Origin of the sequence: Hephaestia mangrovi (genome assembly GCF_019880555.1) — a bacterium.
GTDB lineage: Bacteria > Pseudomonadota > Alphaproteobacteria > Sphingomonadales > Sphingomonadaceae > Sphingomonas > Sphingomonas mangrovi.
The window spans coordinates 209,320-233,536 of the sequence record NZ_JAINVU010000001.1 but is presented as its reverse complement, the minus strand read 5'-3'; the positions used below and the strand labels follow the sequence as shown (position 1 = coordinate 233,536).

At 67.3% G+C, this 24,217-nt stretch carries 24 protein-coding genes and 1 tRNA gene; 8 read left to right on the top strand and 17 right to left on the bottom strand.

The window, feature by feature from the left end; genetic code table 11:
• Window positions 1-14 precede the first annotated feature (14 nt).
• The 4 genes from K7G81_RS01010 to K7G81_RS00995 all read right to left on the bottom strand — a co-directional run bounded on the left by K7G81_RS01010 (window position 15) and on the right by K7G81_RS00995 (window position 1,673).
• The gene (locus K7G81_RS01010) at window positions 15-287 is read right to left on the bottom strand and encodes a DUF3175 domain-containing protein (protein WP_223028881.1); all 273 of its coding nucleotides are present in this window, start codon (window positions 285-287) and stop codon (window positions 15-17) included.
• A 109-nt stretch (window positions 288-396) separates the two neighbouring features.
• Window positions 397-543 (bottom strand): hypothetical protein, encoded by a 147-nt coding sequence (locus tag K7G81_RS01005; RefSeq protein WP_223028880.1) that lies wholly within the window; start codon window positions 541-543, stop codon window positions 397-399.
• Between the two features lie 42 nt (window positions 544-585).
• Window positions 586-1,143: a hypothetical protein gene (locus tag K7G81_RS01000; protein WP_223028879.1), complete on the bottom strand. Its 558-nt coding sequence runs from the start codon at window positions 1,141-1,143 to the stop codon at window positions 586-588.
• Complete coding sequence (locus tag K7G81_RS00995; protein WP_223028878.1) at window positions 1,140-1,673, bottom strand: hypothetical protein; 534 nt, start codon at window positions 1,671-1,673, stop codon at window positions 1,140-1,142. The genes K7G81_RS01000 and K7G81_RS00995 overlap by 4 nt, the downstream gene beginning before the upstream one ends.
• Window positions 1,674-1,775: 102 nt before the next feature.
• Between K7G81_RS00995 and K7G81_RS00990 the strand changes: the two genes are divergently transcribed.
• Window positions 1,776-2,150 carry a PRC-barrel domain-containing protein gene (locus K7G81_RS00990; RefSeq protein ID WP_223028877.1) on the top strand — a complete coding sequence of 125 codons (375 nt, stop codon included), beginning with the start codon at window positions 1,776-1,778 and terminating at the stop codon, window positions 2,148-2,150.
• A gap of 7 nt (window positions 2,151-2,157) precedes the next feature.
• On the opposite strand, the gene K7G81_RS00985 is transcribed toward K7G81_RS00990, so the two are convergent.
• The 5 genes from K7G81_RS00985 to K7G81_RS00965 all read right to left on the bottom strand — a co-directional run bounded on the left by K7G81_RS00985 (window position 2,158) and on the right by K7G81_RS00965 (window position 5,718).
• A complete protein-coding gene (locus K7G81_RS00985; protein ID WP_223028876.1) occupies window positions 2,158-2,478 on the bottom strand; it encodes a HigA family addiction module antitoxin in 321 nt (106 codons plus the stop codon).
• A complete protein-coding gene (locus K7G81_RS00980; protein WP_223028875.1) occupies window positions 2,450-2,728 on the bottom strand; it encodes a type II toxin-antitoxin system RelE/ParE family toxin in 279 nt (92 codons plus the stop codon). The genes K7G81_RS00985 and K7G81_RS00980 overlap by 29 nt, the downstream gene beginning before the upstream one ends.
• 12 nt (window positions 2,729-2,740) lie before the next feature.
• Window positions 2,741-3,286 (bottom strand): hypothetical protein, encoded by a 546-nt coding sequence (locus K7G81_RS00975; RefSeq protein WP_223028874.1) that lies wholly within the window; start codon window positions 3,284-3,286, stop codon window positions 2,741-2,743.
• 94 nt (window positions 3,287-3,380) lie between these two features.
• On the bottom strand, window positions 3,381-5,570 hold the full coding sequence (gene uvrB / locus K7G81_RS00970; protein ID WP_223028873.1) for an excinuclease ABC subunit UvrB: 2,190 nt from the start codon (window positions 5,568-5,570) through the stop codon (window positions 3,381-3,383).
• 74 nt (window positions 5,571-5,644) lie between these two features.
• Window positions 5,645-5,718, bottom strand: a tRNA-Gln gene (locus K7G81_RS00965).
• A gap of 171 nt (window positions 5,719-5,889) precedes the next feature.
• Between K7G81_RS00965 and K7G81_RS00960 the strand changes: the two genes are divergently transcribed.
• The 4 genes from K7G81_RS00960 to dprA all read left to right on the top strand — a co-directional run bounded on the left by K7G81_RS00960 (window position 5,890) and on the right by dprA (window position 9,344).
• Entirely contained in the window at window positions 5,890-6,918 is a 1,029-nt protein-coding gene (locus tag K7G81_RS00960) for a Ppx/GppA phosphatase family protein (RefSeq protein ID WP_223028872.1), read from the top strand.
• Window positions 6,915-7,577 carry an RlmE family RNA methyltransferase gene (locus K7G81_RS00955; RefSeq protein ID WP_223028871.1) on the top strand — a complete coding sequence of 221 codons (663 nt, stop codon included), beginning with the start codon at window positions 6,915-6,917 and terminating at the stop codon, window positions 7,575-7,577. Before K7G81_RS00960 ends, K7G81_RS00955 begins: the two co-directional genes overlap by 4 nt.
• Window positions 7,578-7,660: 83 nt before the next feature.
• The gene (plsY, locus tag K7G81_RS00950; RefSeq protein WP_223028870.1) at window positions 7,661-8,269 is read left to right on the top strand and encodes a glycerol-3-phosphate 1-O-acyltransferase PlsY; all 609 of its coding nucleotides are present in this window, start codon (window positions 7,661-7,663) and stop codon (window positions 8,267-8,269) included.
• Window positions 8,262-9,344 carry a DNA-processing protein DprA gene (gene dprA, locus K7G81_RS00945; RefSeq protein ID WP_223028869.1) on the top strand — a complete coding sequence of 361 codons (1,083 nt, stop codon included), beginning with the start codon at window positions 8,262-8,264 and terminating at the stop codon, window positions 9,342-9,344. The genes plsY and dprA overlap by 8 nt, the downstream gene beginning before the upstream one ends.
• 3 nt (window positions 9,345-9,347) lie before the next feature.
• Here dprA and K7G81_RS00940 read toward each other — a convergent pair whose 3' ends face one another.
• Window positions 9,348-9,629, bottom strand: coding sequence for an ETC complex I subunit (locus K7G81_RS00940; RefSeq protein ID WP_223028868.1), 282 nt, complete (start codon window positions 9,627-9,629; stop codon window positions 9,348-9,350).
• Window positions 9,630-9,640: 11 nt separating this feature from the next.
• Window positions 9,641-12,097, bottom strand: a complete 2,457-nt coding sequence (gene hrpB / locus K7G81_RS00935) for an ATP-dependent helicase HrpB (RefSeq protein WP_223028867.1) — start codon at window positions 12,095-12,097, stop codon at window positions 9,641-9,643.
• Window positions 12,098-12,408: 311 nt separating this feature from the next.
• On the opposite strand from hrpB, the gene K7G81_RS00930 reads away from it, so the two are divergent.
• On the top strand, window positions 12,409-13,350 hold the full coding sequence (locus K7G81_RS00930; RefSeq protein WP_223028866.1) for a cation diffusion facilitator family transporter: 942 nt from the start codon (window positions 12,409-12,411) through the stop codon (window positions 13,348-13,350).
• A gap of 153 nt (window positions 13,351-13,503) precedes the next feature.
• Here the strand turns inward: K7G81_RS00930 and K7G81_RS00925 are convergent, their stop codons facing one another.
• The gene (locus tag K7G81_RS00925; RefSeq protein WP_223028865.1) at window positions 13,504-13,830 is read right to left on the bottom strand and encodes a DUF190 domain-containing protein; all 327 of its coding nucleotides are present in this window, start codon (window positions 13,828-13,830) and stop codon (window positions 13,504-13,506) included.
• 36 nt (window positions 13,831-13,866) lie between these two features.
• Window positions 13,867-14,661, bottom strand: a complete 795-nt coding sequence (locus K7G81_RS00920; RefSeq protein WP_223028864.1) for a thymidylate synthase — start codon at window positions 14,659-14,661, stop codon at window positions 13,867-13,869.
• A 109-nt stretch (window positions 14,662-14,770) separates the two neighbouring features.
• On the opposite strand from K7G81_RS00920, the gene K7G81_RS00915 reads away from it, so the two are divergent.
• Window positions 14,771-15,175 carry a JAB domain-containing protein gene (locus tag K7G81_RS00915; protein WP_223028863.1) on the top strand — a complete coding sequence of 135 codons (405 nt, stop codon included), beginning with the start codon at window positions 14,771-14,773 and terminating at the stop codon, window positions 15,173-15,175.
• On the opposite strand, the gene K7G81_RS00910 is transcribed toward K7G81_RS00915, so the two are convergent.
• The 4 genes from K7G81_RS00910 to K7G81_RS00895 all read right to left on the bottom strand — a co-directional run bounded on the left by K7G81_RS00910 (window position 15,170) and on the right by K7G81_RS00895 (window position 21,054).
• On the bottom strand, window positions 15,170-15,904 hold the full coding sequence (locus tag K7G81_RS00910) for a class I SAM-dependent methyltransferase (RefSeq protein WP_223028862.1): 735 nt from the start codon (window positions 15,902-15,904) through the stop codon (window positions 15,170-15,172). The genes K7G81_RS00915 and K7G81_RS00910 overlap by 6 nt on opposite strands.
• A complete protein-coding gene (prfB, locus tag K7G81_RS00905) occupies window positions 15,904-17,031 on the bottom strand; it encodes a peptide chain release factor 2 (protein ID WP_223028861.1) in 1,128 nt (375 codons plus the stop codon). The genes K7G81_RS00910 and prfB overlap by 1 nt, the downstream gene beginning before the upstream one ends.
• A 51-nt stretch (window positions 17,032-17,082) precedes the next feature.
• Complete coding sequence (locus tag K7G81_RS00900; protein WP_223028860.1) at window positions 17,083-19,599, bottom strand: penicillin-binding protein 1A; 2,517 nt, start codon at window positions 19,597-19,599, stop codon at window positions 17,083-17,085.
• Between the two features lie 207 nt (window positions 19,600-19,806).
• Window positions 19,807-21,054, bottom strand: a complete 1,248-nt coding sequence (locus K7G81_RS00895; protein ID WP_255586463.1) for an N-acetylmuramoyl-L-alanine amidase — start codon at window positions 21,052-21,054, stop codon at window positions 19,807-19,809.
• Window positions 21,055-21,501: 447 nt separating this feature from the next.
• Between K7G81_RS00895 and K7G81_RS00890 the strand changes: the two genes are divergently transcribed.
• Window positions 21,502-24,159, top strand: a complete 2,658-nt coding sequence (locus tag K7G81_RS00890) for an Rne/Rng family ribonuclease (RefSeq protein ID WP_255586462.1) — start codon at window positions 21,502-21,504, stop codon at window positions 24,157-24,159.
• Window positions 24,160-24,217 lie beyond the last annotated feature (58 nt).

The window sequence follows — 24,217 nt, the reverse complement described above, 5'->3', positions numbered from 1 at the left end:
TCGATTCCCCTGCCCTAGCGGCCGAAGGCGGCGCGGAGTTCGTCCTTGGCATCCTCGAGCACCTTGCGCTGATCGGCGTCGAGATCCTTGCCGGCGCGGTTGATGTAGAAGGTCAGCATCGACATCGCCGATTGCAGCGGCGATCCCTTGCGCCGCTCGCTCTGCTCCGCCGAGGCCTTGAGCGACTGCGCGATCCGCTTCGGGTCTTTCCAGGTGAACACGCCATCGTCGAGATCGAGCGCATCCGAATGTTCGGTCACGTCCTGCGACCATTTCTCTGCCATCATCGTTCCTCCGATGGTTGCGGTGCCAGCCCGCTCCCCCTACCCGACCACGCAATGCGATTATCCTACTGGGTGGCCGGATGGGGGAGCGGGCTGGTGCGGTTCTTCGACATCAATGCCGCTTGAAATACTGGATTTCGCGCTCGTGCTTCCGGGCGGCTTCCTTCGTATCGAAGGTGCCGAGGTTGCGGCGCTTGCCGGTCTTGGGATCCTTCTTGCGCGAATAGATGCGCCAGCCGGCCTTGAGCTTGCGGATCATCGGCTCCTCTCCTCGTCCGCACCAACGCACGAGGCGACGGGATTATCCGCGCGGCGCGGCGCAGCGCTTGATCGTCTGGCCGATTACCGGGTCGCTCGGCATGGCAAGCGTCGGGCCGGTGCCGATCCGAACGCCGATCCGCCCCTCGGCCTCGGCGAGCACCTGCGTCAGGAAGGTATCGACGACGAAATCGCTCGCGACGATGCGGCCGTGGCCATCGGCCTTCGCCGGAAAGGTCGCGGCGCCGTCGGCAGCGATGATCTGCAGCGTCTTGCCCGTCTGCCCCGCCGCCGCGCGCGAGAAGATCATCTGCCGCTTGCCGGCATCGCAGCGCAGGGAGAAATCGGCCGCTTGCCCGGGCGTTCCGAAGATCGCCTGATCGCCGTCCGCGGAAACCTGGAAGCGCCAACGCCCGCTTGCGGTAGCGACGCCTTCAAGCTCGGGCGCGGGCAGCGCCGCCGAGCCGACGCCGGTGTCCGGCGCGGGAATGCGCCGCGTGTCGGCCAGATTGGCGGCCGGCTGCGCTTCATTGCCGGCGGGCGTCGCGCGATGGCATCCCGCGAGCGCGGCGAGCGCGACGAACATCAGCGCCCGCCTCACTGGCGGCAATCCTCCGTCACCCGCTCGATCTCGGGCCAGGCGGGCACGACCAGCGTCGGCAGCCCCGCCTGTTCGATGACGAACCGCCCGCGGCTGTAGCCGATTGCGTCGAGCAGCGAATCGGTCGCGGCGATCGTCGCCGCCATGCCGCCGCTGCCGTTGGGGCTGCTGGGCACGCTGCGCGTCATGCTGGTGGTGACGATCCGCATCGAGCCGGCGCCCGGCGCCACCCCGGCGCGAACGAGGCGAAGCCGGTGCGATGCCTGATCGCAGGTCAGCGTCACGCTGGGGGTGGTGCCGGCGACGCCGAAGGTCGAAACGCCGCCGGTTACCGTGCGGCGATAGTGCCAGTCGCCCGGCGTCAGCGGCCAATCGCGCCAGTCACCGGTCGGCGCGGGGGCCGGGGCAGGCGCCGGAGCCGGCGCGGGCGCAGGAGCGGGTGCGGGGGCCGGCGCGGGCGGCGGCGCCACGCGCGGTACGCATCCGATCAGGGCCAGAGCAGCCAGCGGCGAAAGGAGAATCTTGCGCATTGCCCGGTCTATGGGCGAAGCTATCGCATCGCTCAACCGTTTCGCGCGAGGAACCGGGGCGGCAGCAAGCCGTTTCGTCAGCGATACGAAAAAGGACCCTTCATGGCAGACAAGACCGACGCCCCTACCCAGATGCTGATCCAATCGAACAAGGCGGAGCAGATGCGCGTGCTGAGCCGCGACGGCGATCGCATCGGCCACGTCCATTCGTACATGCTGCACAAGAGAAGCGGCCGCACGGCTTATGCGATCCTGTCGATCGGCGGCTTTCTCGGCATGGGCAAGGCCTTTTATCCCCTGCCCTTCAAGCTGCTCGATTACGATCCGGTCGCCGACGATTATCGCGTGACGATCGACCGCCGCCTGCTGGAGGGCGGGCCGAGCTGGGCCAACAACGCGCCGGTGTTCGACCAGGCCTATGCCGATCGCGTGGCGAGCTATTACGGCGTCGAACGCGAGGATTTGAGTTTGGGGTGACCGCGGATCAGGCGGCGCGCGGCACGATCCGATCGAGCTCACCGTTGAGTGCCCGCTTCGCCTCGACGATCTCATAGCGGTCCTGCAACCGCAGGAAGAACCCCTCCGACATGCCGAAATAGCGCGCCAGCCGCAAGTCGAGCTCAGCGTCGATCGGGCGCGCACCATCGATCACCGTAGCGATCCGCTCCGGCGCAACCCCGATCTCATCCGCCAGCTGCTCGATATCGAGCTCGGCGGGTTCGAGGAATTCGCTGACCAGCAACTGCCCCGCATGCTCGTTGTCGAGCCAGTCCGGGTTAGTGATAGTCGGTGATTTCGACGTCATATGCGTCTCCGTCCTTCCAGACGAAGCATATACGCCATTGCATGTTAATTGAAATGGAATGCTGCCCCGCGCGGTCGTCCTTGAGCGCATGCAGCCGGTTGCCGGGCAAGTTGGCGAGGTCGAGGCTCTGTGCGGCGTCGAGCAAGGTCAGCTTCCGCATCGCCCGCTGCTGGATGTCAGGCGGGAGATGCCGAGCGCGAGCGCGGTTCCAGACGCGCTCGGTTTCCTTGTCGGCGAAGCTGCGGATCATTATCCAATCTCGTCAGTCTGACGGGATAGCGTATGCAAGGATCACGTTCGCTATCCGTCGGGCTTCGATCTCGGTTAAATCATGAGGAAGATTTCCAATATGGACAATTACATCGGCTCTAATGGCAACCGGGACTACGCTCACGGGTGATTGGACGACCGTTGGCGCCGATCGTTGTTCCGCTCCATCTGTGACAGAAGTTTTCGAAGCGACCGATTCCTTTGTCAATTTTGGTCGTTGCTGAACCCTGCCCGTTGGGCGAAATCCAACGGGATTATCGCAATACGCTCGAAAGTCTTCCAGCGCAGATCTGAGTCTGCTTTTGTAGGTCAGAACACTTTTTGGATCATATTGTTGGCCGAATTTGGTGCCAAACCGTAGAGCAAGATCATCGACATCCACCTGCGTGACGTCCATAGCCTCCTCTTCTGACAACAAAGCCAGAATCTTGTTGGACGATGCTTTGCGCGATTGCGCCGTGTTTGCAGGAAGAAGCCCCTTCTCCGCCATCCAATCCAAGAACTTGAGCAGATCGGCTCGCGAGCGTCCAACTGACATAGATGTAATCTCCTTTTGCACTCCATAACAGATGGAAGGAGATAATCAAAATGAAAAATCAATAACGAGATATTTCACCTATGCGTTGATTTTATCATCGACGGCGACCAAATTTCCGCTGCACTTTCCCGTAGCGCGTCTTGCGCGTGCCCGGCTTGCCCTCGTTGCTCCGCCCCATCATTGGCGCCTTGCGCTGATCCTCGGGCAGGCCGAGTTCTTCGGCTTCCAGGCTGCGGATTTCGTCGCGCAGGCGGCCGGCTTCCTCGAATTCGAGGTCGGCGGCGGCGGCGCGCATCTTCTTTTCGAGCTCCTCGATATAGGCGCGCAGGTTGTGGCCGACCATGTGCGGCGCATCCTCGCGGCCGGTATCGACGGTGACCTGATCCTTCGACGCGACGTGCGCGATGATGTCGCCGATCTGCTTGCGCACCGTTTCCGGGGTGATGCCGTGCTCGGTGTTGTATGCGAGCTGCTTCTCGCGCCGCCGCTCGGTTTCGTTGAGCGCGCGCTCCATGCTGCCGGTCATGCGATCGGCGTAGAGGATCACGCGGCCATCGACGTTGCGCGCGGCGCGGCCGATCGTCTGGATCAGCGAGGTTTCGGAGCGCAGGAAACCCTCCTTGTCGGCGTCGAGGATCGCCACCAGCCCGCATTCGGGAATGTCGAGCCCCTCGCGCAGCAGGTTGATGCCGATCAGCACGTCATACACGCCCAACCGTAGGTCGCGGATCAGCTCGATGCGTTCGAGCGTCTCGACGTCGGAATGCATGTAGCGGACCTTGATCCCCGCCTCGTGCATATATTCGGTGAGGTCTTCGGCCATCCGCTTGGTCAGCGTGGTGACAAGCGTGCGATAGCCCGCCTCGGTGGTCTTGCGGCATTCCTGGATCAGATCCTGCACCTGCTCCTCGACCGGCTTGATCTCCACCGGCGGGTCGATCAGCCCGGTCGGGCGGATCACTTGCTCGGAGAATACGCCGCCGGTCTGCTCCATCTCCCAGCCGCCCGGCGTGGCGGAGACGCAGACGGTCTGCGGCCGCATCGCGTCCCATTCGTTGAAGCGCAACGGACGGTTGTCGATGCAGCTCGGCAGCCGGAAGCCGTATTCGGCGAGCGTGATCTTGCGCCGGTGATCGCCGCGCGCCATGCCGCCGACCTGCGGCACCGTCTGGTGGCTCTCGTCGACGAACAGCAGCGCGTTCTCGGGGAGATATTCGAATAGCGTCGGCGGCGGCTCGCCGGGCAGGCGGCCGGTGAGGAAGCGGCTGTAATTCTCGATGCCCGCACAGGAGCCGGTGGCGGCGATCATCTCGAGGTCGAAATTGGTGCGCTGTTCGAGCCGCTGCGCCTCGAGCAACTTGCCTTCCGCCTGCAATTCCTTGAGCCGCTCGGCAAGCTCGTGTCGGATCGCCTCCATCGCCTGCTTGAGCGTCGGCCCCGGCGTCACATAGTGCGAATTGGCGAACACGCGGACATGATCGAGGCTGGCGACCTTCTTGCCGGTCAAGGGGTCGAATTCGACGATCTCCTCGACATCGTCGCCGAAGAAGGACACGCGCCACGCGGTATCCTCATAATGCGAGGGAAAAATCTCCAGATTGTCGCCCTTCACCCGGAAATTGCCGCGCGCGAAGGCGGCGTCGTTGCGCTTGTATTGCAGCGCGACCAGCTTCCTGACGATCTCCCGCTGATCGACGGTCTGGCCCTTCTTGAGGTCGAAGATCATCGCCGAATAGGTTTCGACCGAGCCGATGCCGTAGAGGCAGCTCACCGAGGCGACGATGATGACGTCGTCGCGTTCGAGCAGCGCGCGCGTCGCCGAATGCCGCATCCGGTCGATCGCCTCGTTCACCGAGCTTTCCTTCTCGATATACGTGTCGGAGCGCGGCACATAGGCCTCGGGCTGGTAATAATCGTAGTAACTGACGAAATATTCGACCGCGTTGTCGGGGAAGAAGCTCTTGAACTCGCCATAGAGCTGCGCGGCGAGGATCTTGTTGGGCGCGAGGATCAGCGCCGGGCGCTGCAACGCCTCGATCACCTTGGCCATGGTGAAGGTCTTGCCCGATCCGGTGACGCCGAGCAGCACCTGATCGCGCTCGCCGGCTAGCGCGGTTTCGACCAGCTCGCGGATCGCGGTGGGCTGGTCGCCCGAGGGCTCGTAATCGCTGACGATCCTGAAGGCCTTGCCGCCTTCGGTTTTCTCCGGCCGATTCGGACGATGGGGGACGAACGCCTCCCCGGTCTCGGGTTCGGCGAGGCTGGTGCGAATCTGGATCGGCATGGCGGCAATATGGGCGGCGATGCCGTTTTGTTCCAGTGCCGCCGGAACGCGCTGTATATGTCGCAGGGGGAAGCTGGATGCCCCGCGTGGATTCGAACCACGATTGACGGAGTCAGAGTCCGTAGTCTTGCCGTTAGACGACGGGGCAACGAGGGGCGGGCTCTAAGCGGCGGGCGCAGGCATGTCAACGGCGTTGCCGGGCGCTCGCTTGCCGCGTCCCGCGGGATGCGCTAGTTTCCACGCCAAGCACCGAACGGCGCCCTTCGCGGGGCGGCGCGACGGAAGAACATAAGAACCTTTTGATTTGAGAGTGACGGCCATGGGGGACGCTCCCGCCAACTTGCCGCACCGGCAAGGCCACCGCCAATATGGCGCCGCCGCGCGATCGCGCTTCTCGCAGGCGCAGCATTATGCCGCGCTCGATCTCGGCACCAACAATTGCCGCCTGCTGATCGCGCGGCCCAGCGCCAACGGCTTCACCGTGATCGACGCCTTTTCGCGCATCGTCCGGCTCGGCGAGGGGCTTGCGACGACCGGGCGGATTTCCGACGCGGCGATCGAGCGGACGCTGGCCGCGCTCGCGGTATGCTCGTCGAAGCTGCGGCGGCGCAACGTCACGCTGTCGCGCGCGGTCGCCACCGAGGCGTGCCGCCGCGCCGCCAACGGCGCCGAATTTATCGCCCGTGCGCAAGCGGAGACCGGCATCCTGCTCGACATCATCACCGCCGAGGAAGAGGCGCGGCTCGCCGTGCTCGGCTGCCACGCGCTGATCGAGCCGGGCGAAGACCCGGCGCTGGTGTTCGACATCGGCGGCGGATCGACCGAACTGGTGCTGATCGACACCGCGACGCCGGTGCCGACCGTGCTCGATTGGCACAGCGCGCCGTGGGGCGTCGTCTCGCTGACCGAGGCGGTGGCGAGCCACGGCGCGGGGTCGCTGGCCGAAGCCTATGGCTGGATGCGCGATCGCGCGCGCGAGGCGATGGCGCCGATCGCCGCGCGGCTGCCCAAATCGATCGCATGCCCGCGGCTGCTGGGCACCAGCGGCACGGTGACGACGCTCGCCAGCGTCTATCTCGCGCTCGATCATTACGATCGCTCGGCGGTCGACGGGCTGATCGTGCCGGCCAGCGCGATGCGCGCGATCAGCAGCGATCTCGCCAATCGCTCGATCGAGCAGCGCGCCGAAATCCCCTGTATCGGCAGCGAGCGAGCGGACCTCGTCGTTGCCGGGTGCGCGATCCTCGAGACGATCCTCGACCTGTGGCCGGCCGAGCGGCTGGGCGTCGCCGATCGCGGCATCCGCGAGGGCATCCTGCGCCGCCTGATGGGAACCCCTCGCCCATGAGCCGCGGCGGATCGGGAGGGCGGCAGCGCGTCCGCACCGCACGCGGGCGCTCGGCGCAATCAACGCGCTGGCTCGAGCGCCAGTTGAACGACCCCTATGTCCGCCGCGCGAAGGCGGAGGGCTATCGCAGCCGCGCTGCCTACAAGCTGATCGAGCTCGACGAGAAATTCACGCTGCTGCGTGGGGCGAAGCGAATCATCGACCTGGGCATCGCGCCGGGCGGCTGGAGCCAGGTCGCGCGCAAGAAACGGCCCGACAGCGTCGTCGTCGGCATCGACCTGCTGCCGGTCGACCCGATCGAGGGCGTCACCATCCTGCAGATGGATTTCATGGACGATCAGGCGCCCCAATTGCTGACCGACGCCCTGGGCGGCGAGGCCGATCTGGTGCTGTCCGACATGGCGGCCAACACCGTCGGCCACCAGCAGACCGATCACCTGCGCACCATGGCATTGGTAGAGGCGGGTGCCGCGTTCGCGTGCGACGTGCTGCGGCCCGGCGGCGCGTTCGTCGCCAAGGTGCTGGCGGGCGGCGCCGATCACCACCTCGTCGCCGAGCTGAAGCGCAACTTCGCCACCGTCAAGCATGCCAAGCCGCCGGCGAGCCGCAAGGATTCGTCCGAATGGTACGTCATTGCACAAGGATTCAAGGGGCGCTGAGGAAGCGGCACCATTATTGACCTAGATTGTTGCGCGAGCTCAACCATCGGTTATGATCCCGGCTGAATCAGGGGCAATCGAGCTTGACGACAGAGATTCTCTGGATCGCACCCGCGGGCGCACTGCTGCTCGGCTATTTGCTGGGTTCGATCCCGTTCGGCCTGTTGCTCACCCGCGCGTTCGGCGCCGGCGACCTGCGCCAGGTCGGTTCGGGCAATATCGGCGCGACCAATGTGCTGCGCACCGGGCGCAAGGGATTGGCCGCAGCGACGCTGCTGCTCGATCTCGGCAAGGGGTTCGCCGCGGTCGCGCTGGCGCGGCACTTTTTTCCCGGCAACGAATTGCTCGCCGCGGCCACGGTGTTTCTCGGCCATTGCTATCCGGTCTGGCTCGGGTTTCGCGGCGGCAAGGGCGTCGCGACGCTGATGGGCATCTGCCTCGCAATTCACTGGCCGTGTGGACTCGTCTTTGCCGTCGTCTGGCTGGGGCTGCTGGCCACCCTGCGCATCTCGTCAGTGGCGGGCATGGCGGCGGCCGTGGTCGCTCCGGTCAGCGCCGCCCTGTTTGGCAAGATGGACGCGGTGCCGGTGCTGCTTGCGCTGGCGCTGCTGGTGATCTGGAAGCACCGCGGCAATATCGAACGCCTGCTCGCCGGCACCGAGCCCCGTGTCGGCGGCGAGGCGCGTGGCTGAAGACGAGCGGCTCGCCCGGCTCCGGCTGATTCGCACGCCCCGGATCGGGCCGGTTACTTATGCTCAGTTGATCGCGCGCTTCGGCAGCGCGCTGGCGGCGATCGAGGCATTGCCGCAGCTCGCGCAGCGCGGCGGCGGCGCGGCGCCGGCGGTTCCCGAGCCGAGGGCGATCGAGCGCGAAATGCGCCGCGTGTCCCAGCTCGGCGCGCGCTACCTGTTTTTCGGCGACCCGGATTATCCGCCGTTGCTCGCCGAGCTCGACGACGCGCCGGCGGTGCTGACGGTGCGCGGCGACCTGTCGCTGGCTGCGCGGCAGACGATCGCGATGGTGGGTGCACGCAACGCCTCGGCCGCGGCCTGCCGCTTCGCCCGGCAACTGGCGCACGATCTCGCCAGCGACGGTGTCGCCATTGTCTCCGGGCTGGCGCGCGGGATCGATACCGCCGCGCACGCCGGCTCGCTCGACGGCGGCACGATCGCGGTGATCGCCGGGGGGATCGATATCGCCTATCCGCCGGAAAATGCAGAGCTGCAGGAACGGATCGCGCAAACCGGGCTGCTGATCGCCGAGATGCCGCCCGGCGTCGAACCGCGGGCGCGCCATTTCCCGCATCGCAACCGAATTATCGCCGGGCTGGCGGGCGGCACCGTCGTCGTCGAAGCGGCGCCACGATCGGGCTCGCTGATTACCGCGCGGCTGGCCGGGGAGGCCGGGCGCGAGGTGATGGCGGTGCCGGGCTCGCCGCTCGATCCGCGCGCGCAGGGCTGCAACCAGCTGATCCGCGACGGCGCGACGCTGGTGCAATCGGCCGCCGACATCCTGGAGACGGTGCGCCCGATCGATGCGCGGATGGTGCGATCACCGGCGACACGGTTCGGAGCGTCGCCGCCACGGGATGCGGCCGAGGCGGACCGGGCGCTGATCGCCGGCCTGCTCGGCCCGGTGCCGGTGCCGGTCGACGAGATCGTGCGGCAATCGGCGCTGGCGCCGGCGGTGGTGCAGACCGTGCTGCTGGAGCTCGAACTCGCCGGCCGGCTCGATCGCCATGCCGGCGGCCGCGTCAGCCTGGGCTGACGCTCAGCGGAAATTGTCCGCGTAGGCCTGGATCTTGAGCTTGCGGACCGGGGCCGGGACGACGGTGTAGGCATAGCCTTCGCGCTCGGCATAGGCTTGCGCGGCTTCCAGCGTCGGGAAGGTGAGGCGGACCTGATCGTCGGTATCGCCCGAGCCTGCCCAGCCGGTCAACGGATCGGGGCGCTTGGCCTCACCCGGCTCGAACTCGACGACCCAGCGATCGGTGCGATACTTGCCCGACTGCATCGCGTTCTTCGGGCGCTGAAAGATACGAACCTGCTTCATGATGTGTCCCCTTATCCATTTTGCACGCGGCGCGCATCAGCCTTTTTCGTGCGTGTCGTCGCCGACGCCGCGGCGGGATCGTCGGGCCAGGGATGGCGGGGATAGCGGCCGCGCATCTCCTTGGCCACTGCCGCCCAGCTTCCCGCCCAGAAACCGGGCAGATCCCGCGTCGTCTGGATCGGCCGACCGGCCGGCGACGTGAGGCTGAGCACCAGCGGCACGCGGCCTTCCCCCACCACAGGATGCTCGGCAAGGCCGAACAGTTCTTGCGGGCGCAGCGTCACCGTCGGCCCGCCTTCCGCGGCATAATCGATTGCATGGGTGTGGCCGGTCGGCGCGGTGAAGCGCGCGGGCGCGAGGCGATCGATCGCCTGAGTCCCCTCCCAGCCGATCAGCCCGCGCACCGCGCCGTCGAGCGCCGAGGGATCGACATCGCCGAGCCGCCGCCGGCCGGCCAGCAGCGGCGCGAGCCACTCGTCGAGTCGATCGAGCAGCGCCGCGTCGTCGAGCCCGGTGCCGTGGCCGGCGAAGCGCGCGCGGCGGCGCAGCGCCAGCGTCGCGGCGCTCCACGGCAGCAGATCGATCCCGTGACGGCGGACGCCATCGAGCAGCGCGGCGGCGATCGCGTCGGGGTCGGCCTCGGGATCGGGCCCGCTCGACAAGCGAATCGCGCCGAGGCGTCGCTCACGCAGCGCGCGGACGCCGCCGCTCGCGGGATCGAACGCGGCGGTGCGCCGGGTCTCGATCCGATCGCCCAGCAGCGCCTCGACGGTAGCAGGGTCGATCGGCGCGGCGGCGAGGATGCGCGCGCCGGCCGCCATGCCCTGCGTCTCGGCGACCGCGAGCCATTCGTGACGCGCCAGCGAGGAGGCGGGATCGAGGCGGAAACCGCGGCCGCCGACCGACGCCCAGGCCTCGCCGGACGAATCGCGGCGGCGCGCGACGCGATCGGGAAAGCCCAGGGCGATCGCCACGCCGATCTCGTCCTCGCCTCCCCGTCCCCCGGACGATGCCTGGACCAGCGAGAGATAGCGCCGGGCGAGCCCCCGCGCCGCCTCGGCACGCTTGCCGCGTTCGGATTGCCAACGGCGGTAGCGCGTCTCGAGATCGGCGTCGGCGCCGCCGAGCCCACGCTCGCCAAGCAGCACCGCGACTGCCGCCGCGACGGGGGCAATGCCGAGACGCTTCGCCGCGATCAGCATGTGCGCGAGACGCGGCGGCAGCGGCAGGCCGGCGACGGCGCGGCCATGCGGCGTGGGACGGCCGTCTGCATCGAGCGCGTCGAGCGTGGCGAGCCGCGTCCGGGCCTCGACGATCGCGGCGTCGGGCGGCGGATCGAGCCAGGCGAGATCGCGTGGATCGGCGACGCCCCAGATCGCACAATCGAGCGTCAGCGCCGACAGATCGGCCTCGAGAATCTCGGGCGGGTCATATGGCGGCAGCCCGGCGGTCGCTGCCTCCTCCCACAAGCGATAGGCGACACCGGGCGCCTGGCGCGCGGCACGGCCCGCGCGCTGGGTGACGGCGGCCTGGCTGGCGCGTTCGGTGACGAGCCGCGTCATCCCCGCGGCGCGATCGTAGCGCGGGCGCCGGGCGAGGCCGGAATCGACGACGATGCGGATGCCGTCGAGCGTCAGGCTGGTCTCGGCGATCGAGGTCGCCAGCACGACCTTGCGGCGCCCTTCCGCGTCGGGCTGGATCGCGGCGCGCTGCGCGGCTGGATCGAGGCTGCCGTGGAGGCGGTGAAGCACGATGCCCGCGCCCGGCACGGCGAGCCGTTCGGCGGTGCGCTCGATCTCGGCGACGCCCGGCAGGAACGCGAGCACCCCGCCCTCGGCCTCGGCCAGCGCCAGACGGATCGCCGCGGCCATCGCGTCCTCGATCCGCGTTTCGGCGGCGCGGCCGAGATAGCGCAGATCGAGCGGGTGACTGCGGCCCTCGCTCTCGATCACCGCAGCATCGCTCATCAGCGCGGCGAAGCGCGCGCCATCGAGCGTCGCCGACATCGCCACTAGCCGCAGATCGGGCCGCAACCCGGCCTGCGCATCGAGCGCCAGCGCGAGCCCAAAATCGCTGTCGAGGCTGCGCTCATGCACCTCGTCGAACAGCACCGCGGAAACCCCGGCAAGCTCGGGATCGGCCTGGATGCGATTGACGAAAATGCCCTCGGTGACGACGGTGACGCGGGTGCGTGCCGACCGCCTGGTATCCATCCGCGTGGCATAACCGAACGTCTCGCCGACGCGTTCGCCGGCAAGGGCGGCCATGCGCTCGGCGGCTGCGCGCGCGGCGAGCCGGCGCGGGCTGAGCAGGATGACCTCGCCCGTGCACCATGGCTCGGCCAGCAGCGCGGGGGCTACGGCAGTAGTCTTGCCCGCGCCCGGCGGCGCGACCAGCACCGCATTCGGCCGGCGCCGCAGCGCATCGATCAGGCCCGGCAAGACAGCGAGAATCGGCAGATCGCTCATCGCTGGCGCCAGCGAAGTTGACCAAATTGACTCGCCCGCGCGGTCCGGCCCGGATCGCGGCGGCGCATGGCGGAATCGGGAGTGACGCGACGGATCGATAGCCGGCTCATCGGGCAATGCCCTTGGCACGAAACCGGGCCTGTAGGACAGCGAAAAATCGCGCGGGGCCGTGGCGGCGAAGGCCGTTCTCCATGGATACTGAAACACATTCAGCATGAACGGCGCTTGTGCGGCGAGGGTCGATGCCGGTGTCCTAGTATCACACGGCACCGAAATGATAGGCGGTTGCCCGAGTCTTTCGGAGCAGTCGCTTGGCCGATCACGATCACCACCATCATGGTCATTCGCACGGGCACGGCCATGCACACGCTCATGCCCCGGCCGATTTCGGCCGCGCCTTCGCGATCGGCATCGCGCTCAACATTGCCTTCGTGGTGATCGAGGCGGGCTTCGGGTTTGTCGCCAATTCGGTCGCGCTGCTGGCCGATGCCGGGCACAACCTGTCGGACGTGCTGGGCCTCGCCGTCGCCTGGGGCGGCGCGACGCTGGCGCGCAGCGCGCCCTCGAAGCGCTTCACTTATGGCCTGCGCGGCTCCTCGATCCTCGCCGCGCTGGTCAACGCGCTGCTGCTGCTCGTCGCGCTCGGCGCGATCGTGCTCGAGGCGGTGCAGCGCTTCGGCGCGCCCGCCGCGATCGCCGGGCCAACCGTCTCCGCGGTCGCGGCGGTCGGCATCGTGGTGAACCTCGCCACTGCGCTGCTGTTCGCCCGCGGGCGCAAGGGCGACATCAACATCCGGGGCGCCTTCCTGCATATGGCCGCCGACGCCGCGGTTTCGGCGGGCGTGGTCGTCGCCGGGCTGATCATCTGGCGCACCGGGCTCACCTGGATCGATCCCGCCGTCAGCCTGGTGATCGCGGTGATCATCTTCTGGCAGACCTGGGGCCTGCTCAGCGAATCGGTCGAGATGTCGCTATCGGCGGTGCCGCGCGGGATCGATTACGACGCGGTCGGCACCGCGCTCGGCGATTTGCCGGGCGTCGCCGAAACGCATGACCTGCATATCTGGCCGATGAGCACCACCGAAACCGTGCTGACCGCGCATCTGGTGATGCCCGCCGGCCATCCCGGCGACATCTTCCTCAGCGACGCGCAAGCAATGCTGCACGAACGCTTTTCGATCGGCCATGCGACCTTGCAGATCGAGGTCGATCCCGCTTGCGATTGTACGCTGCAGGACAAGACGACGGTTTAGGAAGGTGCCGGATTCGGTCAGCCGAGTCCTTGTTGGGGCTCCTGGCGCTCCATCGCCGTCACGGGCTCCGGCCGATGTTGCTCCATGGATGCTGAAGCAAGTTCAGCATGACGCCGATTATCGGCTGACAGTCGGCTTCGGGCGACTGGTCGTTCAGCCGTAGTGGAGCACGTCCACCTTTTCCATCGTCACCAGGCCGATATCCTCGAGGTCTTCGGTCGAGGCGAGGAAGGCGCGCAGCTTTTCCTCGGTATCGACCAGCTCGATCACCAAGGGCAGGTTCGACGAGAGATCGAGGATGTTGGCATTGTGGATCGTCGAGGACTTGCCGAAGCCCATCACCCCGCGCAGCACCGTCGCCCCGGCAAGACCTTCGTCGCGCGCGCGGCGGACGATCTCCTCGAACAAGGCGCGGTGATCGCCGCGCGCCCGCTCCTGCGTGAAGATGCGCATCATGCAGCAATTGCGGGGCAGTTCCATATCAACCTCCCTGGCGCGATGCGGCGCGCCGTGCCGTCAAACCGCGACCGGCGCCTTGATGTGCGGCTGCGCGACGTAATCGACCAGCGTGAAATCCTCCAGCTCATAGCGATCGATCGATGGCGGCCGCCGCGCGACCTCCAGCCGCGGCAATGGCCCCGGCGTGCGCGACAATTGCTCGCGCGCCTGATCGACGTGATTGAGATAGAGATGGCAGTCACCGCCGGTCCAGATGAACTCGCCGGGCTCGAGATCGCATTGCTGGGCGAGCATGTGGGTGAGCAAGGCATAGCTGGCGATGTTGAACGGCACGCCGAGGAAGATGTCGGCCGATCGCTGATAGAGCTGGAGCGATAGCCGGCCGTTGGCGACATGCGTCTGGAACAGGCAATGGCATGGCGCCAGCGCCATGGCGTGCAGCTCGCCGGGGTTCCAGGCAGTGACGATCTGGCGGCGCGAGGCGGGATTGTCGCGGATCTGCGCGATCAGCTCGGCAATCTGATCGATATGGCGACCGTCGGCACTTTCCCAGTCGCGCCATTGCTTGCCGTAGACCGGGCCGAGATCGCCCGCCTCGTCGGCCCATTCGTCCCAGATGCTGACCTTGCGATCCTGCAGCCAGCGGACGTTGGTGTCACCGTTGAGGAACCACAAAAGCTCGACGATGATCGAGCGCAGATGCAGCTTCTTGGTCGTCAGCACCGGAAACCCCTGGCCGAGATCGAACCGCATCTGCGCGCCGAACGCCGACAAGGTGCCGACCCCGGTACGATCGTCCTGACGTGCGCCGGTATCGAGGATTCGCTGCATCAGATCGAGATATTGCCGCATGGATGCTGGCCTAGCGTCTCGCGCGGCTTCCGCCAAGCGGCGCATGGTTGCTTCCGTTATGGCGCAGGTTGTGCCGCGCGGGGCGCCGCGCGGGTGGCACGATCGGCTCATGACGCCGCGTCTCCCCGCACCGGACGCCACGCCGCACCTTGCCGGTCCCGGTGCGGCGCGGCGCCTGTTCGCACCGCTCGCTGCCGAGCCGGTCGAAGTGGCGGCATTCGCTTATCTTGATCCACAATGGAGGTTGTTGGGCATGCGCCACGCGCGCTCGCTGTCGGTGGCGGTGCTCGATGTGCCGATGCGCGCGGTGGCGACCGATGTGCTGGCGTTCGACTGCGCCCGCGTGGTGATGGCGCACAACCATCCGAGTGGCGACGCCCGGCCGAGCGACCTCGACCGCGCGCTGACCAAACGGCTCGCACGCGCGCTCGATATGCTCGGCGTCGAGCTGTTCGACCATCTGGTGTTTGCCGGCGAGTGTGTCACCAGCTTCCGCGCGCTGGGGCTATTATGACGGCGCGGGCAGCTCGTGCGCGAGGCGGCACGGCTTGATCGCGCCGGGATCGGGCCGCGGGCCGACCGCCTTGAACGCCGCCAGATAGCCGCCCGCCGATGGCATGTCGGTCATCTGGACAAGTTTGTAGCCGACCGCGGCGAACTCGCATTTGAGCAGCGCCGGCGGGGTGCCGTGATATTGCGTCGGGCGATCGGCATCGACCACGATCACCTCACCATCCGCGCGGAGCGACGGGCGGATGTTCCAGAGGAATTCGTACGGCTGTGCGATCTCATGGTACATATGGACCATCAGGATGCGATCGAAGCTGTTGTCGGGCAGCTTCGGATTGGCCGGCTCGCCGAGGCGCACGCTGACATTGTCGAGCCGCTCGCGCGCGACGCGATCGGCCAGCGCATCGCGCACCTCGGGCACGATATCCTCGCCCAGCACGCGGCCCTTCGGCCCGACGCGCGCGGACAGGCGAACGGTGTAATAACCCTCGCCCGCGCCGATATCGGCGACGGTCATGCCGGGTTTGATCCCGGCCTTGTTCATCACCTCACCGGCCTCGTTGAGGCGATCGCGCGCCTCCTCGGTCGACCAGCGCGGCGAGACGATCTTGGCCACCGGCCGATCGGGCGCGGGGAACGGGCCGGGCTCCTGCTCGTGATGCTTGAACAGCGGCTTGGAGCCGTCGCAGGCGGCGAGCAGCAGCGCCAAGGCCAGCGCCCCCCGCGCGCGCATCAGTCGACGTCCTCCACCTCGACCGTCTCGCCGGTCACGCGCTGCGCGAGTGCCGCCGCCATGAACGGATCGAGATCGCCATCGAGCACGTCGGACGGCGTCGGCGAGACGACGCCGGTGCGCAGATCCTTCACCTGCTGATACGGCTGGAGCACATAAGAGCGGATCTGGTGGCCCCAGCCGATATCGGTCTTGGTGGCGTTGACCGCGTCGGCGGCTTCCTCGCGCTTGCGCAGCTCGTGCTCGTAAAGGCGGGCGCGGAGCTGGTTATAGGCCTCGGCGCGGTTCTTGTGCTGGCTGCGCTGGTTCTGGCAGGCGACGACGATGCCGGTCGGCAAATGGGTGATGCGCACCGCCGAATCGGTGGTGTTGATGTGCTGACCGCCGGCGCCGCTCGCGCGATAGGTGTCGATGCGCAGTTCGCTGTCGTTGATCTCGATATCGATCGAATCGTCGATCACCGGATAGACCCAGACGCTGGAAAAGCTGGTGTGGCGCCGCGCCGAGCTGTCGTAGGGCGAAATCCGGACCAGGCGGTGCACGCCGCTTTCGGTCTTGGCCCAGCCATAGGCATTCTCGCCCTTGATGAGCAACGTCGCCGACTTGATCCCGGCCTGCTCGCCGGCATGGTAATCGACCACCTCGACCTTGTAGCCGTGCCGCTCCGCCCAGCGCGTGTACATGCGCAGCAGCATCTCCGCCCAGTCCTGGCTTTCGGTGCCGCCCGCGCCGGCGTTGATCTCGAGATAGGTGTCGTTGCCATCGGCCTCACCCGACAGCAGCGCCTTGACCTTGTCGGTCTGGGCGCGTTCGGCGAGCGCGGCGAGATTGGCGACGCCTTCGCTCGCCATTTCCTCGTCGCCCTCGGCATCGGCGAGCTCGATCAGCTCGGCGGTTTCGTCGCGGTCGCGCTCGATCGACTTGGTCGCGGTGATCGCCTCGTCGAGCCGCTGACGCTCGCGCATCACCGACTGGGCGAGCTTCGGATCATCCCACAGCGACTGATCCTCGACGCGCGCGTTGAGCTCGTCGAGGCGACGCAGCGCGCGATCCCAGTCGAGCGAGCGCCGGAGAAGCGCGACCGCCTCGTTGATGGTATCGACATGAGCCTGCGCTTCGGCGCGCATTACGTAAAACTCCAATTTGGGCTGGGCACCGAATGTAGTGCGCCCGCGCGCCTAGTAAATCCCGCCCTGCTTTTGCAAGAAGTCGCTGTCGCTGGGCACGTGCTGCGTGGCGGTGGCGGTCGGCGTCGGCGCCGGTTCGTTATTGTGGACGATGCGGTGGACCGATTCGGTTTCAGGCTTGAACGCCTCCCAGATCACCGGCGCCAGCGGATCGTCGCTCGGCCACGCGCCGTAGACGGGCTTGCCCGACCGGCGATCGATCCGTTTCCAGCGCACCCCGGCGGGCGCGCGGAACTGCTGCTTGGGCAGATCGGCGAACGCCTTCAACGCGAACTGCTTGAAGATCGGCACCGCGATCGTCGCGCCCTGGGCATAGCCGCCCAGCCCGCGCGGCGAATCATAGCCGACATAAAGGCCGGCCATCATCTGCGGCACGCCGCCGATGAACCACACGTCGGTCGGCCCGTTGTTGGTGCCGGTCTTGCCCATCATCGGGCGATCCATGTCGCGCAGCCGCACCGCAGTGCCGCGCTTGACCACGCCCTCGGTGATGTTGACCATCTGGAACGCGGAGATCGGATCGATCACCTGCCGCCCCTTGATCGCCGGGCGCGGCATCGGCTTGCCGTTCCAGTCTGCCATGTTGCAGCCCTCGCACGGGCGCCAGTTTTCCGGCCAGATCACCTTGCCGTGGCGATCCTGCACATAATCGATCAACGTCGGCGCGTGCCAACGACCCTGGTTGGCGATCACCGCGAAGGCATTGACCATCCGCTCGACCGTGGTGTCGCCGGCGCCCAGCGACATCGATAGATAGGGCGGGAAATCGCCGATCCCCATGGCCTTGATCAGCGCGACGACCGGCTTCATGCCGACCTGCGCCGCCGCGCGCACCGTCATCAGGTTGCGCGATTGCTCGATGCCCCAGCGCATCGTGTGGAAGCCGGCGCCGCCTTCATGGCCGAAATTCTTGAAGCATTTCTGGCCCAGCGAGGCGCCCTGATAAACGCAATAGGGCGCGTCCTCGATCAGTGTCGCCGGGGTCATGCCGTGCATCAGCGCGGCCGAATAGACGATCGGCTTGATCGTCGAGCCGGTCTGCCGCTCGGCCTGGATCGCGCGGTTGAACGCGTCGATCCGCGAATCGAACCCGCCCTGCATCGCCATCACGCGCCCGGTGCCGGGCTGCTCGACCACCATGCCGCCGGAGATTTTGGGGATCGAGCGCAGCGAATAGACCCCGCCGCCGGCCGGCGCGACCGCGATGATATCTCCCGTCTTGAGCGCCGAGAAAGCATTGCCGCCCTTGCCGCGGATCGGCATCTGCGCATTGCCCTGTGGCAGCGTGCCCGTCTCACCGCCGGAGAAGCCGAGCTGGGCCTCGCCGCCGTCGACGCCGCGGACGATCGCTGCTTGCCAATCCTCGTAATTGAGCGCGGCGCCACTGTAGAGCAGCGCGCGGCGCCAATCGTCGCCGGAAATCTCGACATGCTTGATCGGCCCGCTCCAGCCGCGCCCGCGATCGTAGCGCACCAGCCCGTCGCGCAGCGCCTGCGACGCATAGGCCTGCACCTGCGGATCGAGCGAGGTGCGCACCCACAGGCCACCGGCATAGACGCTGTAGGGATGGTTGCCGTCGTCATTGTTCTCGCCGAACCTGGCGAGCAGCTGGCGCCGCACCGCCTCGACGAAATAGCCGCCGACATCCGGCCAGGTCGGCAGGCGATATTTGATCGTGCCGAGCGGCTCGGCATCGGCCTCTTCATATTGCGCGCGGTTGATCCACCCGTTCGCGCGCATCTCGCCCAGCACGTAATGGCGGCGGGCGAGCGCGGCATCGGTATCGCGATCGGGATCGTAATTCGCCGGCCCCTTGGGCAGGATCGCCAGATAGGCGAATTGCGCGAGATCGAGATCCTTCAGATCCTTGCCGTAATAGGCCCGCGCCGCCGCCTCGACGCCATAAGCGTTGCGGCCGAGGAAGATCTGGTTGAGATAGAGTTCGAGGATCTGCTGCTTGGTCAGCGCATCTTCGATCCGCCAGGCGAGGATCGCTTCCTTGATCTTGCGCGTCGGCGAATAGGCGTCGCCGATCAGCAGGTTCTTGGCGACCTGCTGGGTGATCGTCGAACCGCCCTTGGCGCGCTCGCCCGAGCCCATTTTCGATATGTAATCGACCACCGCGCCCAGCGTGCCGCCGATATCGACGCCATGATGCTCGAAGAAGGTCTTGTCCTCGGCGGCGAGGAAGGCATGGACCAGCATCGGCGGATATTCGTCATAGCTGAGCTCGACGCGCCGCTCGCGCGCATAGGAATCGATCGGCTGGCCGGAAATGTCGCGGACATAAGTTGGCAACGGCGGCTCATAGGCGCGCAGCTTGTCGACCGACGGCAGGCCGCGCGCGAACAGCAACCAGATCAGGAAAACGCCGACGACGAACAGCCCGGCGAGCACGACCAGCGCCTTGCCCCACCAGCGCTGCCACAGCCGCCGGAAGCCGACGCCCAGGCCCCGCGCTTCGTGCCGCACCCTCAGCTTGATCTTACTCGGTTCACTTCCCGCCATCGCGCGATGCTGTAGCAGCTTCGCGCGCGGTTGCCAGCCACTAGAGCAGCTCTAGCGACGAGGCGTTGCATAACGGTCATGCCAGCACGTCATGCTGACGTTTCAGCACCCATGGTGCCGCGAGCGCCAACCCGCTCGACGGTAGCGTCGGCCCATGGCCCCTGAAACAAGGTCGCCGGTAACGGCGCGAGCGACGTCGTGACGTGCCTAATTCGCTGCCAGTTGCTGGCCGCGCGTCAGTTGCCGGGCGAAATGGATTTCCACTGCCTTGCGCACGCTCTTCGCGATCTTCTCCTCGCCGTCGGCGGAATTGAGGAAATGGGCCTGATCGGGGTTCGAGATATAGCCGGTCTCGAACAGGATCGACGGCATGTCGGCGGCCTTCAGCACCATCAGGGAGGCCATGCGGTGGAACTGATCCTTGGTCGGAATCAGCGGCTTCGCCTCGCGGCCGAGCAATTGCGCGAACGAGGCGGAGGCGTTCATCGTCTCGCGCTGGGCGAGATCGATCAGCAGCGACGAGACATCGCTCGACGTATCATCGAGATCGACGCCCGAGATGATGTCCGCCTTGTTCTCGCGCGCGGCGAGCAATGCCGCTTCCTTGTCGGAGGCGACTTCGGACAGCGTATAGGCGGTCGCCCCGCTGGCATCGGCCGAGCCGACGCTGTCGCAATGGATCGAAATGAACAGATCGGCGTGCAGCCGCCGCGCGATCTGATAGCGTTCGCGCAATTGCAGATAGCGATCGTCGCTGCGCGTCAGCGCGACGCGTACGCGGCCCGACTTGACCAGATCGTCACGGATCGCCTTGGCGATCTTGAGCGTGATATCCTTCTCCTCCAGCCCGGTGTCGGGCGAGATCGCGCCGGGATCGTGCCCGCCATGGCCGGGATCGATCACCACCAGCGGCCGCGTGTCATCGCCATAGACACGCGGCAGCGGCGGCCCCTTGGCGGCGGCGGGGATCGTCATCGTCACGGCATCACGCGCCGGCGCCACACCCGACCGATAGCGCGTCAGCCGACCGTTCGCGACGCGCGCGAAATCGCTGCTGCCGGCACTCGCCAGCTCGAGCGTCAATTGCCGCCCGTCGCGGCCGAACCGGCCCGCTGTAACGATCGCCGGCCGATCGAGATCGAACACCACGCGCGCGCCGCCGTCGTGCCAGCCCTGCCGCACCTGCGCGACCGGGCCGCCGGCATCCACGCGGCCGCCCGGCGCAACGCCATCGATATCGACCGCGATCCGCTGCGGCCCGTTGAGCATGAAGCTCGCCGCGCTGGCGACGCTGGTGTCGAAGGTCAGTACGATACGGTCGCGATGCACCGCGACCTTGTCGATCGTCGATGCCCAGCCGGGGGTGCCGGTAAACCAGCAGACCAGAAGGGCGAGCAATAGCGACACGCGGGCGTAATGCCGCGTCGCAGGCTTGCCGGTCCAGTGAAAAGGCATGGGGGGAGCCTCGTCAATTACCTATATACTCACCGACGCGTTAAGCATCGCCGGTCAAGCCATGGTGAACCGAGAGGGTTAACCATCCTTTAAGGATTTGGTACGATTGCGAAACGAGGTGGCGGTTGCCCGATCGGATCGCCGGTGCTAGGCACGTCATCCACCGGCCATGGCGGCGGAATCCGTCCGTGTCCGGCCCAAATGGCCGCGAGCACTCGGCTCGCCCGGCCCATCAGGTTGAAACTCGCATGCTGCATTTCCCGCCCCGTTCGATCCGCCCGGCCCAAGCCGGCGGCGGCGTGGACGGCGCCCCGGGCCACCGGCCCGGGCGTGCGGCGCGAGCAGAGGCATTCATCGTAACCCGCGCGTCCACCACAGGGCGCGCGTTCGCACATCGCGCGCGGCCGGAAGGCTCCGCCTCGCCGCCGCGCGCCCGGAGAACAATCAATGACCATGCGTATGCTGATCGACGCACGCCACCGGGAGGAAACCCGCGTGGCCGTCGTCAAAGGGAACCGAATCGAGGAGTTTGATTTCGAAAGTGCCGAGCGCAAGCAGCTCAAGGGCAATATCTATCTCGCCAAGGTGACTCGCGTCGAACCGTCGCTGCAGGCGGCGTTCGTCGATTATGGCGGCAATCGCCACGGCTTCCTCGCGTTCAGCGAAATCCACCCCGATTATTATCAGATCCCCAAGGAGGATCGCGACGCGCTGCTGCGCGAAGAGGCCGAGCATGCGGCCGAGGAAGCGGCACTGCGCGCGCAATCCGATGCCGAGGCCGATGCGCTCGACGCCGATGACGAATTGCTCGACCGGCTCGACGACGAGGAAGCCGGCGTCGAGAGCGTCGACCATGCCGACGACGAGAGTTCGGACGACGCCGAGGACGAGGCCCCGCGCGGCCGCCGCCGCTCCAGGCGCAACAAGACCGACGAAGCGGTGGAGGAACTGCGCGAACGCCGCATGAACCTGCGCAAGCGCTACAAGATCCAGGACGTGATCCGCCGGCGGCAGGTGCTGCTGGTGCAGGTCGTCAAGGAGGAGCGCGGCAACAAGGGCGCGGCGCTGACCACCTATCTCAGCCTCGCCGGCCGTTATTGCGTGCTGATGCCCAACACGTCGCACGGCGGCGGGATCAGCCGCAAGATTTCCAACGCGGGCGATCGCAAGCGGCTGAAGTCGATCATGGCCGACCTGAAGCTGCCGCAGACGATGGGGTGCATCGTCCGCACCGCCGGGCTGCAGCGCACCAAGACCGAGATCAAGCGCGACTTCGATTATCTTGCCCGCCTGTGGGATGGCATCCGCGAGGACACGCTCAAATCCTCGGCGCCGGCGCTGATCTATGGCGACAGCGACCTCATCAAGCGCGCGATCCGCGACATCTACAATCGCGATATCGACGAGGTGATCGTCGAGGGCGAGCATGGCTATCGCCATGCTAAGGACTTCATGAAGCTGCTGATGCCCAGCCATGCGCGGCGGGTGAAGCATTATTCGGACGCGGTGCCGCTGTTCCAGCGCCACGGCGTCGAGGACCAGTTGGGCGCGATGTACCACCCGGTCGTCCAGCTCAAATCGGGCGGCTATCTGGTCATCAACCCGACCGAGGCGTTGGTGTCGATCGACATCAACTCGGGCCGGTCGACGCGCGAGCATAATATCGAGCAGACCGCGACGGCGACCAATCTGGAAGCCGCGCACGAAATCGCCCGCCAGCTGCGCCTGCGCGACATGGCGGGCCTGGTCGTCATCGACTTCATCGACATGGATCATTCGTCGAACGTCCGGAAGGTCGAGAAGGCGATGAAGGAGGCGCTGAAGAACGATCGCGCGCGCATCCAGGTCGGCCGCATCTCGTCGTTCGGTCTGATGGAAATGAGCCGCCAGCGGCTGCGCACCGGCGTGCTGGAAGCGTCCACTCGCCAGTGCCCGCATTGCGAGGGCACCGGGCTGGTCCGCACCGCGTCGTCGGCCGGGCTTTCCGCGCTGCGACTGATCGAGGACGAGGCCGCGCGCGGGCGCGGCTCGATCCTGACGCTGCGCGCGAGCCAGGAAGCGGCGTTCTACGTGCTCAACAAGAAGCGCGCCGACATTGCCGAGATCGAGGATCGCTACGGCGTCTCGGTCGAGATCATGTCGGACGGCGAGCAGGAAGGCGCGCGCATGTCGGTCGAGGCCTCCGGGCCGCCGCCGGCGCATGCCCCGCGCTTCGAGCCGGCGCAGATCGAGGAAGAGGATGACCTCGATCTGGTCGAGGAGATCGACGAGGAAGAGGAAGAAACCGAAGCGGCCGAGCAGCGCCGTGACGATGCCGAGGGCGAAGGCGGATCGCGCAAGCGCCGCCGCCGCCGTCGCGGCCGTCGCGGCCGTGGTCGCGACGACCGGGCCGAAGCCGAGGGCGGCGAGCCGTCCGAAAGCGAGGGTGACGGCGAAAGCGAGGAAGAAACGGCTGCCGATGGTGATGGCGCCGCCGAGCAGCCCGAGGGTGAGCGCAAGCGCCGCCGCAGCCGTCGCGGCCGCCGCGGCGGACGGCGCGGCAATGGCGACGCCGCCGGCGAAGCGGAGACCTCGACCGAGGCACCGGCTGAGGAAGAGCCCGCCGTCGCCGCCGAGCCCGAAGCCCCGACCGAGGAAGCCCCGAAGCGGACGCGTCGCCGCCCCCGTGCCCGCGCCGAGGCAGAAATCGCCGAGGCACCGGCCGACGCCGCGCCGGCCGCCGAGGCACCGGCACCGGCCAAGCCCAAGCGCACGCGCAAGAAGGCCGCGGCTGCCGAGGCACCGGCCGAAGCGACTGACGCGCCGGCCGAAGAAGCCCCGGCCAAGCCCAAGCGGACGCGCAGGAAAGCCGCGCCTGCCACCGAAACCGCCGCCGAACCGGCGCCGGCCGAGGACGCACCGGCCAAGCCCAAGCGCACCCGCCGCAAGGCCGCGTCGCCCGCCGCTGCAACGGAAGCGCCCGAGCCCGCGCCCGCTGCCCCCGAAGCCTCGCCGCCGGGCGACGGCGCGGCCCCGGCCGACGCCGCCGCCGGCAATGACACCGAAGCCGCCGAAGAAGACCGCCCGCGTCGCGGCGGCTGGTGGCAGCGCACCTTCGGAGCGTGACGTGATACGGCCGGCCGCGCGCTATTCCGCCGCGGCCGGCCAAGTCATGCCCGGTTCA

Coding starts and splice junctions, on each gene's coding strand:
- K7G81_RS01010 (WP_223028881.1), bottom strand. CDS start 287: ATGATGGCAGAGAAATGGTCGCAGGACGTGACCGAACATTCGGATGCG.
- K7G81_RS01005 (WP_223028880.1), bottom strand. CDS start 543: ATGATCCGCAAGCTCAAGGCCGGCTGGCGCATCTATTCGCGCAAGAAG.
- K7G81_RS00995 (WP_223028878.1), bottom strand. CDS start 1,673: ATGCGCAAGATTCTCCTTTCGCCGCTGGCTGCTCTGGCCCTGATCGGA.
- K7G81_RS00990 (WP_223028877.1), top strand. CDS start 1,776: ATGGCAGACAAGACCGACGCCCCTACCCAGATGCTGATCCAATCGAAC.
- K7G81_RS00985 (WP_223028876.1), bottom strand. CDS start 2,478: ATGACGTCGAAATCACCGACTATCACTAACCCGGACTGGCTCGACAAC.
- K7G81_RS00980 (WP_223028875.1), bottom strand. CDS start 2,728: ATGATCCGCAGCTTCGCCGACAAGGAAACCGAGCGCGTCTGGAACCGC.
- K7G81_RS00975 (WP_223028874.1), bottom strand. CDS start 3,286: ATGTCAGTTGGACGCTCGCGAGCCGATCTGCTCAAGTTCTTGGATTGG.
- uvrB (WP_223028873.1), bottom strand. CDS start 5,570: ATGCCGATCCAGATTCGCACCAGCCTCGCCGAACCCGAGACCGGGGAG.
- K7G81_RS00960 (WP_223028872.1), top strand. CDS start 5,890: ATGGGGGACGCTCCCGCCAACTTGCCGCACCGGCAAGGCCACCGCCAA.
- K7G81_RS00955 (WP_223028871.1), top strand. CDS start 6,915: ATGAGCCGCGGCGGATCGGGAGGGCGGCAGCGCGTCCGCACCGCACGC.
- K7G81_RS00940 (WP_223028868.1), bottom strand. CDS start 9,629: ATGAAGCAGGTTCGTATCTTTCAGCGCCCGAAGAACGCGATGCAGTCG.
- hrpB (WP_223028867.1), bottom strand. CDS start 12,097: ATGAGCGATCTGCCGATTCTCGCTGTCTTGCCGGGCCTGATCGATGCG.
- K7G81_RS00925 (WP_223028865.1), bottom strand. CDS start 13,830: ATGGAACTGCCCCGCAATTGCTGCATGATGCGCATCTTCACGCAGGAG.
- K7G81_RS00920 (WP_223028864.1), bottom strand. CDS start 14,661: ATGCGGCAATATCTCGATCTGATGCAGCGAATCCTCGATACCGGCGCA.
- K7G81_RS00915 (WP_223028863.1), top strand. CDS start 14,771: ATGACGCCGCGTCTCCCCGCACCGGACGCCACGCCGCACCTTGCCGGT.
- K7G81_RS00910 (WP_223028862.1), bottom strand. CDS start 15,904: ATGCGCGCGCGGGGGGCGCTGGCCTTGGCGCTGCTGCTCGCCGCCTGC.
- prfB (WP_223028861.1), bottom strand. CDS start 17,031: ATGCGCGCCGAAGCGCAGGCTCATGTCGATACCATCAACGAGGCGGTC.
- K7G81_RS00900 (WP_223028860.1), bottom strand. CDS start 19,599: ATGGCGGGAAGTGAACCGAGTAAGATCAAGCTGAGGGTGCGGCACGAA.
- K7G81_RS00895 (WP_255586463.1), bottom strand. CDS start 21,054: ATGCCTTTTCACTGGACCGGCAAGCCTGCGACGCGGCATTACGCCCGC.
- K7G81_RS00890 (WP_255586462.1), top strand. CDS start 21,502: ATGACCATGCGTATGCTGATCGACGCACGCCACCGGGAGGAAACCCGC.